The organism is Veillonella sp. VA139 (assembly GCF_003992005.1).
Lineage (GTDB): Bacteria > Bacillota > Negativicutes > Veillonellales > Veillonellaceae > F0422.
Window position 1 is genome coordinate 1 of sequence record NZ_RQVL01000037.1, and the last position, 11871, is coordinate 11871.

The 11871-nt window shown below is 42.1% G+C and carries 8 protein-coding genes and 1 tRNA gene; 7 read left to right on the top strand and 2 right to left on the bottom strand.

Translation table 11 applies throughout. The features are described 5' to 3' along the window. Positions 1-367 precede the first annotated feature (367 nt). From EO125_RS09255 to gltB, 4 genes are all read left to right on the top strand, one after another. Positions 368-1270: a hypothetical protein gene (locus EO125_RS09255; protein ID WP_127148644.1), complete on the top strand. Its 903-nt coding sequence runs from the start codon at positions 368-370 to the stop codon at positions 1268-1270. A 123-nt stretch (positions 1271-1393) separates the two neighbouring features. Continuing rightward, entirely contained in the window at positions 1394-2020 is a 627-nt protein-coding gene (locus EO125_RS09260) for a hypothetical protein (protein WP_127148645.1), read from the top strand. A gap of 346 nt (positions 2021-2366) precedes the next feature. Continuing rightward, positions 2367-3386: a branched-chain amino acid aminotransferase gene (locus EO125_RS09265; RefSeq protein WP_127148646.1), complete on the top strand. Its 1020-nt coding sequence runs from the start codon at positions 2367-2369 to the stop codon at positions 3384-3386. Positions 3387-3610: 224 nt separating this feature from the next. Beyond that, positions 3611-8197 (top strand): glutamate synthase large subunit, encoded by a 4587-nt coding sequence (gene gltB, locus EO125_RS09270; protein WP_370447294.1) that lies wholly within the window; start codon positions 3611-3613, stop codon positions 8195-8197. A 294-nt stretch (positions 8198-8491) separates the two neighbouring features. Here the strand turns inward: gltB and EO125_RS09275 are convergent, their stop codons facing one another. Both EO125_RS09275 and ispE read right to left on the bottom strand, forming a co-directional pair. Beyond that, entirely contained in the window at positions 8492-9181 is a 690-nt protein-coding gene (locus EO125_RS09275; RefSeq protein ID WP_127148647.1) for a GntR family transcriptional regulator, read from the bottom strand. Continuing rightward, positions 9178-10062 carry a 4-(cytidine 5'-diphospho)-2-C-methyl-D-erythritol kinase gene (gene ispE / locus EO125_RS09280; protein ID WP_127148648.1) on the bottom strand — a complete coding sequence of 295 codons (885 nt, stop codon included), beginning with the start codon at positions 10060-10062 and terminating at the stop codon, positions 9178-9180. Before ispE ends, EO125_RS09275 begins: the two co-directional genes overlap by 4 nt. Positions 10063-10198: 136 nt before the next feature. Between ispE and tadA the strand changes: the two genes are divergently transcribed. From tadA to EO125_RS09295, 3 genes are all read left to right on the top strand, one after another. Beyond that, on the top strand, positions 10199-10696 hold the full coding sequence (gene tadA / locus EO125_RS09285; RefSeq protein ID WP_127148651.1) for a tRNA adenosine(34) deaminase TadA: 498 nt from the start codon (positions 10199-10201) through the stop codon (positions 10694-10696). Then, positions 10650-10740, top strand: a tRNA-Ser gene (locus tag EO125_RS09290). Before tadA ends, EO125_RS09290 begins: the two co-directional genes overlap by 47 nt. 65 nt (positions 10741-10805) lie before the next feature. Next, a complete protein-coding gene (locus tag EO125_RS09295; RefSeq protein ID WP_127148649.1) occupies positions 10806-11648 on the top strand; it encodes a DUF362 domain-containing protein in 843 nt (280 codons plus the stop codon). The last annotated feature ends 223 nt before the right edge of the window (positions 11649-11871 follow it).

An 11871-nucleotide genomic window follows, 5' to 3' on the forward strand; every position in this document is an offset into this window, starting at 1 on the left:
ATTTACTGGTAGTGCATTTAATAAATTTGTGTTAGTATTAGTCATAAGAACTGAACCTTCTTTCTGTGATTTTTATTAGACACTTAAATCTTAAAGAAGTTCAGTTCTTTTTTTAATACTAACTAAACATGTTTACACAAAATATTTTACACTGTCATGATATTCAGAGCTCTAGTATTTTTAATAATGTATATGTACATAATATAGATGAGATGCCTATTTCATCTCAAGGGATATATAATTTTTATGTAGAGGCGGTTAAAAAGGCTAAGGAAAAACGTGGAGAGATAGTGCAATAATTAGAATATAAAAGAGACACAAATAGCTCTCTGGAGAATGAATATAATAAGAGAAAGGGGAAAATCCATTGGCACGTATAGTTTCTATGGAAGCGATTTCGGAAAAGCAGTATAGGTCTTTGCATCTGGAGAATGGCATGGACCATAGAATGATTATAGAGTTTGATGGAAATCATATTGATACTTGGAATGATATATACAAGGTTGTTAAGGAAAAGTTACTCATTGATGAAAATATTGTTAACTTGTATCATTTGGAAGATATCCTATTGTATGGTAATGCTAAAGGAGTGGAACCCGTTCGAGAACTCTATATCATTTTTAGAAATCTGGATATAGCGATGAAAAGAAAAAGTGGAGTTCTAGGTTATTTGAGGGACATATTTTCTTTTAATATGCATAGAGATTTAGATGCTCTATTGGTGTGGACGTTTTTTGCTGGTAATGTTATGCCTAGATGGGCTGTTGAAACAGAAGCTATGGAATCTTGGTCATCCATACCATTAGAGCTGTGCAAGTTATACTATGTGCAAGAGACTTCTTGGACAGAAACGATAGATCCGCCCCATAATGAGATTATTTATTTGGAAGAATCAGAGTATGATTTGTTGCGAGACAAGATAACAACTAATGAAGATGCATTTGTAGTGGACTTAACAGACGCACAGGATACTGAGGTGTTTATTCATGCCATGTCTAAGTATGTGAATGGAAAGATTAACTCTTTGGATGAATTAGAACAATATATGTTTAGAGGATTGCGAGATACGACAAAACCGAAGCAAATTGTGTTTTTCTTAAAAGATTTTCTCTCTTATTGTAGAAATGAAGGTAAGTCTTATGATGATGTACCACTTAAAGTGGGCTTGAGTTTTATAAAATATTGTATATGTTATTGGTTTTATGAAAGCACGCCTATACCAGAATCATGGAAAAAGGAGTTTACATTTTATGTGACTGAAGAGTGGTAGAAGGAGATTCATAAATAATTGGGGAACTTTTTTAGAAAATAGAACAAAAAAGTTCCCCAATGTTAGAATACTTTTAGAAATAAGAGCAGTAGTTTATATGGTACACATAGAGGTGAAAGCGATTTGATAGACCAAAAGTATGTAGAATGTAGGAAATCTCCTATATTGGTGATGTGGCAAGTTGAGGGATACATAGATTCCTATTATGAACGGATAGAGGGGATTAAACTAATAGAAAATCCTGTAGCAGTGATGGATAATCTTCTTATTAAAATTGTGGAAGATAGGCCTAATGAGAAAAAATATGTGTATAGTTTTTATGCTAATCATATGAACATAGCAAAAGCTGATGTAATGATTCTTCATGAAATGTGTTGGGATAAAGCAATTGATATATGTACCTTGAAGAATGATAGTGTGTTGAGGAACCATGTACGAAAAACAGGTTGTGGAGAAGGTGTACCTACCATTACAGATTCTTTTTATAAAATTGATGTGGAGAAAATACAAAAGGTTCAGGATCTAGCTACTATGTTGCTTCATCAAATATCAGTAGATGAAGAGAACGAGGAGGGTGAAGCAAAGTGGTTTTATGTAGAAGTATATCTGTCTACTAGTTCTGGATATCTATCAGGTGGGTCTTGGATTACGCATAGTATCTTGGAGAAGATATATAAGGATGCGGGTTGGGATGATGTAAAAGACAAGGAGCTAACACTTGATAATCTTGTATGTATTCAATCATTGTAAGCCTTCATAAAAAAGTGATGTTTTAAAGCCAGCTTAATGGGGAAAACTAAGTATTGATTGGGGAAGCTTGATCATTGTTTAAAAAATAGATTTTGTAACCGGTACAACATTGGGGAACTTTTTCGTTAAAAAATACATAAAAGTTCCTCAATGTTAGAGTAGTATGTATATTTTAGAATCCCCCATCTTTTAGGCATGTACTCTTGTACATTTTCCGTGTTGGGTGTATAATAGTTTTTATATAAAATACAAATCAGTAAATATTCATATGATGTGAAGGGGCTAGAAGGATGGATATACGTATACTTTCACGGCTTTCACAGGTATCGAAAAATAGGAGGACAGTATGGCAAAGATTGATATGAACAATTTAGATTTTAGTTATAAAGAAACGCCATTCCGTTATGTGTCTAATTTCAAAGATGGTCAATGGGATGAAGGCGGTTTAACGGGTGAGACGAATATTGTCCTCAATGAATGTGCAGGTGTGTTCCAATATGCGCAAACGATTTTTGAAGGTTTGAAAGCATACTACACGAAGGATGGTCACATTGTGTGTTTCCGCCCAGATTTGAATGCACAGCGTTTGCATGATTCTGCGAAATATCTTGTGATGCAACCATTTCCAACAGATCGTTTTATTGAGGCTGTGAAAGAAGTGGTAAAAGCGAACCAAGAGTTTGTGCCTCCATATAGCACGGGTGGTAGTTTGTATCTTCGTCCATTCTTGATGGGTACGAACAGTGTTATCGGTGTAAAACCGGCAGATGAGTTCCAATTCCGTATTTTTGGTACTCCTGTAGGGGATTACTTCAAAGGCGGCGTGAAACCGTTAAAAATTCAAATTTCCGATTTTGACCGTGCAGCGCCACATGGTACTGGTCATATCAAAGCGGGTTTGAACTATGCTATGAGCTTGCATGCGCTAGAAGCAGCCCATGAAGCGGGTTATGCAGAGAATATGTACTTGGATCCACAAACTCGCACAAAAGTAGAAGAAACTGGTGGAGCTAACTTTATTTTCATCACGAAAGATGGTAAATTAGTAACGCCTAAATCTGATAGCATTCTTCCATCTATTACACGTCGTTCCTTGATGTATGTGGCGGAACATTATTTGGGTATGACCGTAGAACATCGTGAAGTGTACAAAGAAGAGTTGAAAGACTTTGCTGAATGTGGTCTTTGTGGTACAGCGGCTGTTATTTCTCCTGTGGGCATGGTGCATACAAAAGGAGAAGATATCTTCTTCCCAAGCGGCATGGATGAAATGGGCCCAACATTAACAAAATTGCGCGAAACATTACTTGGCATTCAGCATGGTGAAATCGAAGCACCAGAAGGCTGGATTGTTCGCATCGTATAATAGAATACTTTTACAATGACGTAAACGCATGGTTACCTTAGGGTAGCTATGCGTTTTCTTGTAAGAATACATGTATACATGAGTAATATGTATTGAAATATATAATAATTTTTGATAGTATAATATACAGTTCTATATTCTATAGAATTAAAACTTTCAGTATATGTATGCATAGTGTTAAGTACGCTAGTGTAGTAATAGAGAACCTATAGGAGGAGAGGGTTATGATGGAAATGAGTACCATTGCAAAACAACATGAGGAGCAGCGACATTTGGAAGCAAATGGTTTGTATAGTTCCCAATTTGAAAAAGATGCGTGCGGTATGGGATTTGTAGTCAATATTAAAGGTAAAAAGTCCCACGATATTATCGATGATGGCTTGCGTATTCTTGAGCGCTTGGAGCACCGTGGTGGTGCTGGCGCCGATAAGGATACTGGCGATGGAGCGGGCATCTTAGTGCAAATTCCACATGACTTTTTCCGCCGTGAGTGCGAAGTGTTAGGCATCCATTTACCACCAGCTGGCGATTACGGGGTGGGTATGGTCTTTGCTCATAAGTACGAAACATTGCGGAATGAGCAAAAGCGTATTCTAGAAGAGGTCGTTCGTGAAGAAGGTCAAATCGTATTGGGCTGGCGTGAAGTGCCAGTAGATTCTACGGCAGTTGGTCATGAGGCAGCTTTGATTCGCCCTTGGATGATCCAAATCCTTATTGGTAAAGGTCCAGAGGTGACAAACCAAGCGGAGTTTGAACGTAAATTATACATGATTCGTAAAATTGCAGAAAAGCGTATCGTCCCATTGAGCAAAGAAATGAGTAGTGATTTTTATATTGCCTCCTTGTCCTCTAAAACGATTGTCTACAAAGGTATGTTGACACCAGTGCAATTACGTAACTTTTACCTAGATTTGAACGATTTAGATTTCACCTCTGCCTTGGCGATGGTTCATTCCCGTTTCAGTACGAATACATTCCCAAGCTGGGCACGGGCACATCCTAACCGCTATTTAGTACACAATGGGGAAATCAACACCATTCGTGGTAATGTAAACTGGATCAATGCTCGTGAAGGAAAAGCGGAATCTCCTTTATTCCCGGATATTAAAAAAGTGTTCCCTGTGGTGGATGATACAGGTTCTGACTCTGCCATGTTTGACAATACCCTTGAATTCTTGCACATGACAGGCCGTAGCTTACCACATGCAATTATGATGATGATTCCAGAACCGTGGGAACGCAATACGTTGATGAGCCAAGAGAAGCATGACTTTTACGAGTTCAATAGTTTCATGATGGAACCATGGGATGGTCCGGCAGCGATGGGCTTTACTGATGGGACCGTGATCGGTGGTGTCTTAGACAGAAATGGCTTGCGCCCAGCTCGTTACTATGTGACTGCTGATGACCGTGTGATCATGGCATCCGAAGTGGGCGTTGTAAACGAAGCAGATGATATGATTCGTGCCAAAGGTCGTTTAGAACCAGGTAAAATGCTCTTAATCGACACAGAAGAAGGTCGTATCATTTCTGATGAAGAAATTAAACAACGAGTAGCCACAGAATTGCCGTACCATGAGTGGGTGAAAGAACATGTGATCCACTTGTCGGAGATTCAACAAGCTACGGAAGATAGCATCCCAGAGGTAGGGGACTTGTTCATGCAACAACAAGTGTTCGGCTATACCCAAGAAGATTTGGTGCGTATGATTATCCCTATGGCGAAAGATGGAAAAGATCCTGTAGGCTCCATGGGCGCCGATGCACCATTGGCGATTCTATCCGACAAACCGCAAATGTTGTATTCCTATTTCAAACAACTATTTGCACAGGTAACAAATCCGCCAATCGATGCCATCCGCGAGGAAATGGTCACTTCCACACGAGTGATGCTCGGCAATAGCGGTAACTTAACGGACCCTAATAAAGTGGGCACCTACGCCGTATCTATGCGGACACCTATCATGACGAATCAAGAATTGGCAAGCATTAAACAATTGGACTGCCGTCGTATGAAATCCGTGACCTTGTCCATCTTGTTTGATCCTGCCAAAGGTGCGGAAGGCATGAAAGAAGCCCTCGACCGTTTGTGTAAGGATGCAGAGGAAGCAGCTCGCACGGACCAAAATGTGTTGATCTTATCGGACCGTGGTGTGGACGAACACCATGCGCCGATTCCAGCCTTATTGGCAGTGGCAGCGGTGCACAATCACTTGATTAATACCGTATTGCGTACAGAAATGGGCTTAATCTTGGAATCTGGTGAACCACGTGAAGTGCATCATTTCTGTACATTATTAGGTTATGGTGTAACGGCCATCAACCCATACGTGGCATTAGCAACAGTTCGCGAGCTACAAGCAACGAATCGCTTGGGTGATCTTACACCAGAGGAAGCAGAAGCGAATTACATCAAGGCCTCTGTGTCGGGCATTATGAAAGTGATGTCGAAAATGGGTATTTCCACTGTACGTAGCTACCATGGGGCACAAATCTTTGAGGCATTGGGCTTGAATACGAACTTTATTAGTACCTACTTCCCGAACACACCAACACGCATTGGCGGTATCGGCTTAGGTGGTGTGGCTCATGAAACCTTAGAGCGATTCCAACGAGCTTTCAAAGAAGATGTGAAAGTCCTTGAACCAGGCGGTTGGTACGGTCCTATGAAAGATGGGGAAGAGCATTTATTCAATCCAGATACGATTAAGTTATTACAAACATCCTTAATCGAAGGAGATTACAATGCATACAAAGAATACTCCAAAATGATTCGGAATGATTACCATGTGACCTTGCGTAGCTTGATGGAATTGAACTTCCCTGTGGGTGGAGGTATTCCTGTGGAAGAAGTAGAACCGGTAGAAGACATTGTGAAACGCTTTAAAGCAGGCGCTATGAGTTATGGTGCCATCAGTAAAGAGGCACACGAAGCCATTGCTATTGCTATGAACCGTTTAGGATCTACATCAAACTCTGGGGAAGGTGGCGAAGATACCAGTCGTTTCGTCCTCGATGCCAATGGAGATAATCGCAACAGCGAAGTAAAACAAATTGCGTCTGGTCGCTTTGGTGTAACAACGAATTACTTGGTGCATGCAAAAGAATTGCAAATCAAATGTGCCCAAGGAGCGAAACCAGGTGAGGGTGGTCAATTACCGGGCAAAAAGGTATATCCAGAGATTGCCAAAGCCCGTCATTCCACACCAGGGGTAGAGCTAGTATCTCCGCCACCACATCACGATATTTACTCCATCGAAGATTTGGCAGAGTTAATTTATGACTTGAAATGCGTCAATCCAAGTGCAGCGATTTCCGTAAAATTAACATCGGAAGCTGGGGTAGGTACCATTGCCGCAGGGGTAGCCAAAGCGAAAGCAGACAGCATCCTCATCTCCGGCTACGATGGTGGTACTGGTGCAGCAGGTCGTACATCGGTGAAGCATGCAGGCGTGCCATGGGAATTGGGGCTTTCAGAAACACATCAAACCTTGATGTTGAACCGTTTGCGTGACCGTGTACAGCTGGAAGTAGACAGTAAACTGATGACTGGCTATGATGTAGCTATCGCAGCCTTGTTAGGGGCAGAATTGTTCGGTTTTGGTACCTTGCCATTAGTGGCAGTAGGATGTCGCATGGCACGGGTTTGCCACATGAATACATGCCCGTACGGCGTGGCCACACAAGATGAAAAATTGCGTGCGAAATTCACAGGTAAACCAGAATACGTGGAAAATTTGATGAAGTTCATCGCTCAAGAGTTGCGCGAAATCATGGCTCGCTTAGGTATCCGCAGCGTTCGTGAGTTAGTAGGTCGTATCGATTTAGTGCGACAACGCTCACAAGACGATAATTTTAAATTGTCTCGTGTGGACTTGAAACGAATCTTGTTTAAACCGTATACAGATGCGTCGGTAGGTCATTTACACAGCATCGACCAAGACCATGAGTTGGAACGCACTTTGGATATGAAAAAATTGCTTCGCATGTGTCGTCCTGCCTTAGATGATCAAAAACCAATTCGTGCTAAATTGGCTATCAGCAATGTGAATCGTGTAGTAGGCACCTTGGTCGGTGGCGAAGTGGTTCGTCGCTACGGCGAAGCAGGCTTGCCAGAGAATACCATCAAATTGAATTTCGTTGGTTCTGCAGGTCAAAGTTTTGGTGCTTTCATTCCTAACGGTATGACCTTGGAACTCGAAGGGGATGCCAACGATTACCTTGGTAAAGGTTTGTCCGGTGGTACTATCATTGCGTATCCACCAAAGGCAGCTACCTATGAGGCGCATGAAAACATCTTGATCGGTAACGTGGCATTCTATGGAGCTACCTCTGGTGCTGCCTATATCAATGGCGTGGCCGGGGAACGGTTCTGCGTTCGTAACAGCGGTATCACAGCCGTTGTAGAAGGTGTAGGTGACCACGGTTGCGAATACATGACTGGCGGTGAGGTCCTTGTCCTTGGCCGTGTGGGTCGTAACTTTGGGGCTGGCATGTCTGGTGGCTATGCGTATGTCCTCGATTTAGATGGACGCTACTGCAACACAGGACTTGTGGAACTTCGCAAAACTAGTGAAAGTGATCTAGCACGGATTCATGAGCTAATACAACAGCATGTATTGCATACGAACTCCAAACAAGGTCGTCACATGTTAGAAAACTGGGTATTGTACAAAGATCGCTTTACGAAAATCGTGCCAACAGCTTACGAAGAAATGCAACAAAGTATCGCTCACTTCCAAGGCGAAGGCATGGCATTAGAAGAAGCGCAATTGGCAGCATTTAAAGCGAAATATATGAGTGGCAAATAGAGGTTGGACCATAAGCAGATTGAATGATCTGCCTATGGGATGTCTATGGTATGCATAAAAAATATATCTTGGGGGATGGCTTTTGCTGTCCCTACAAAATATATGATAGAGCCCAAATATATGATAGAACCCAAATAGTATGGACATTAAAAAAGAGGAATGGAACTGAAAATACAGGACCATTCCTCTTTTGTTGTAGATGCTATACTAATATGATTTTATGTATATATAGATAACTAGAAAAGGGTCCTATAAGGACCCTTTCTATTTCAATTATGATATGTGAAAGATACATTAGCCTTCATGGCTTTTTAATTGCATACCTTCTAACAATGTTTTCTCCGATTCTTCCATATGGATACGAGCAATCTGGCGAGCTCGTTCCACATCGCGATCGGATATCGCCTCCACAAGTTGACGATGTTCGTCCCAAGTTTTGGCAAGACGACCTGTTTGACTCATGGATAAGGTACGGAACCGCAAGGTTTGCTCCCGCAGATTGTGAATCATTTCCACGAGGCGATCATTACGAGAAGCTTTATAGAGAATTTCGTGGAATAGAATATCGGCTTGAACAACTTTATCTAAATTGTTTTCATTCATATAGTTGCCGATTTCTACCAGATGTTGCTCCAAGGCCTCGATTTCTTCGTTGGTAATACGCTCCGCTGCGAGTTCTGCGGCGAGTTCTTCCAAGATAGAACGCAGTTCAAATACTTCTGTTACATCTTTCAAACTCATATCCGCCACATAGGTACCACGGCGTGGAATCATCACCACAAGACCTTCTTGCTCTAAAATGCGGATAGCTTCACGGATAGGGGTGCGACTCACACCGAGCTCTTCCGCAAGAGGAATCTCCATGAGCCGTTCGCCTGGTGGCAATAGACCATCACGAATGGCTTGGCGTAACGCATCGCTAACAATTTCACGAAGTGGTTTGTACGCGTCTAAACGGATGGGTTGTAAACGTGGTGTATTCATCGTAGAGCCTCCTCGTCATGTGTTTTCGTAATTAGTGAAAGCCAGTTGTGACCGGCTGTTTTAATCTCTTCTTGTAATCGAATCGCATCCAGTGCTTTTTCCAATAGAACTACCATAGTAGGACCACTACCGGTCATGATGGTAGGGAACCCACGGTCTAGGAAAAACTGCTTACATGCGGTAAGCTCTGGATGGACAGGGAACATTAATTCTTCAAAGGTATTGTCACTCGCTGTGAAAGCCTGACGAAAATCTTTGGCTTTCATATGTGCGGTAACGGTATCCATCGTATTTGAAGTAACACGAGAAGTCCCGGCGAATCTTCCGTAGGCTTCTGATGTGGAAATGCTCACTTCTGGTTTTACAATCAGTAGCCATTGAGCACTGCTAGTTGGCAAGACTTCTAATCGTTCTCCTCGACCAGTGCCACGGGCAGTACCGCCTTTCAGTAAGAAAGGTACGTCAGAGCCGAGTTGAGAAGCCATGGTCAATAGTTCCTCATCGGTTAAGCGAAGATCCCAAAATTTATTAAGACCTAGTAGCATAGCGGCACCGTCACCACTGCCACCGCCCATGCCAGCACAAGGGGGAACCCGTTTTAACAAATGAATGGCAGCCCCTTGCGTACAGCCAGTATAGTCTTGCACCATACGAAGGGCTTTCATAGCAATATTGCTTTCTGTATAGGGAATTAATTGTGCCATATAATAGGGCAGTTCAGGCGCATCGCCAGAGAATACCACAGAATGGTGGCGCGCGAAATAGAGGGAATCCCCTAAGAAAATAGATTGAAAAATGGTATCTATATCGTGGTACCCATCATCACGTTTGCCCGTGATGGCAAGACCTACATTGATTTTACTAAAAGCTCGTTGTTCCATAAGATTGTCACCTCAGTGAAGTCATCGAAAATGTTTGCATGTACTCTTTATTATATCATAATTAGCCTAAGAAGTGACGATTCTCTGAAAGTATGGTATTCTATTGTGTAGCGGCAATTGGAAAGGAAGTGACTGTATGACTGATGAAGAGTATATGCGTGAAGCCTTAGTAGAGGCTCGTAAAGCCTATGATATAGGCGAAATCCCCATCGGTGCTGTGCTGGTGCATGAAGGCAAGATTATTAGCCGTCATCACAACCGACGTGAGGTTGACCATGATGCCACAGCCCATGCAGAGGTGCTAGTCATTCGTGAGGCAAATGCGCTGCTCGAAAGATGGCGGTTGACCGGTTGCACGCTTTATGTTACCATAGAGCCGTGCCCTATGTGTGCTGGTGCCATTATTAACAGTCGCATTGATCGTGTTGTCTATGGCAGTAGTGATTACAAGGGCGGTGCGGTAGAATCTTTGTTCAATGTACTTTCACATCCGAATCTAAACCATGAGCCACAGGTGTTGGCGGGTGTATTGCAAGAGGAATGCAGTCGGATGATGAAAGATTTTTTCAAAGAACGCCGTCGTATACGGAGAGGTACTCAAGTGGCTGAAGAGTCCGCACTCGAAATGCGGTAGGTCAGGAAACTGGCGCGGGGGTTCAAATCCCCCTCTCTCCGCCAAAGTAAGGGCTGTGTCAGTAGATGCAGCCCTTTTTTACAAAGTTGTTATCCTTTGGAGGTATATTATGGAAGTATATTACTCCCCTTTACAAGAGGTTAATCAAGAATTAATCCATAAACGCTTAGATTTTTTGTTGCGAAAAATCGGCTTTGATGAAATTGGTTGTGCTGGCAAACGCGTAGCCTTACTCCGCAACGATTTGCACAGTGACTATGAGGCCTATGAAATAGTAGTGGCTTACATGAAAGCTCGTATCGAATCCGAAGGCGGCACTGTGGTGTATGTAGATGAGCCTAGCAACCATTCTCGTGAGGTCATTATTCCCGATGGTGAATCTGTGAAAGTAGCTTACATCGATGAACGCATTGCTACTAGCGATGTTGTCATTTCCGTGAATCATATTAAAGCCAATGAGTACAGCGGATTCTCTGGGGCTGTGAATAATACAGGATGGTACTCTGCTAGCTTAGAAGGCCGTCGTGAATTGGTAGCCTTAATAGGTACAGAGCATCATAAAGCGGTGGCGGAATATGCAGCAGCTGCTACACGAAACCGTCAACGCTTTCACGTAGGAGTGGCGATGGACATCGTGGCTGATTATGTGAACCAAGACAAGTTGAAAGAGGCTGGTGCGACCAATGAAATCGTAGGCAATTTAGGTATTGTTGTATCTTATGACATGGTGGCTATGGATGAAGCGTTAGGCGATATTATTAGCCAAGCTACACCAGTGGAAAATGGCGTATTAAGCACAGTAGAAAAACGCACATGGGATTATTTCAAAGATATTTCCCCTAATAGCGAATGGCAAGCCATCTTACTTCGTGCGGACCGCATGGGATTGGGCACACGATCTTATGCCCTTGTGAAAGACGAAGAATTGATCTTTTATGGTGAAAAAATTTAATATATAATAAAAAATCTCTAGCGTAGCGCTGAAACTGTGCTAGAGATTTTTGTATTATAAAAGTGAAAAAAAGATGTCAAGCACAAATTAATTTGTCATAAAAAATAACTAAACATAAGCGTAATTAAAAATCAAGATGAATCTAGGTCATAAATTTATCCTGTGTATAACAAGCTTCATCAAAAGAGTACTCGTAACGTAACCTATGTACTTCATAATCAAT

Bases quoted from the DNA above. Each gene is read 5' to 3' on its own strand.
- EO125_RS09265 (WP_127148646.1), top strand. From the start codon at position 2,367: ATGGCAAAGATTGATATGAACAATTTAGATTTTAGTTATAAAGAAACG.
- gltB (WP_370447294.1), top strand. From the start codon at position 3,611: ATGATGGAAATGAGTACCATTGCAAAACAACATGAGGAGCAGCGACAT.
- EO125_RS09275 (WP_127148647.1), bottom strand. From the start codon at position 9,181: ATGAATACACCACGTTTACAACCCATCCGTTTAGACGCGTACAAACCA.
- ispE (WP_127148648.1), bottom strand. From the start codon at position 10,062: ATGGAACAACGAGCTTTTAGTAAAATCAATGTAGGTCTTGCCATCACG.
- tadA (WP_127148651.1), top strand. From the start codon at position 10,199: ATGACTGATGAAGAGTATATGCGTGAAGCCTTAGTAGAGGCTCGTAAA.
- EO125_RS09295 (WP_127148649.1), top strand. From the start codon at position 10,806: ATGGAAGTATATTACTCCCCTTTACAAGAGGTTAATCAAGAATTAATC.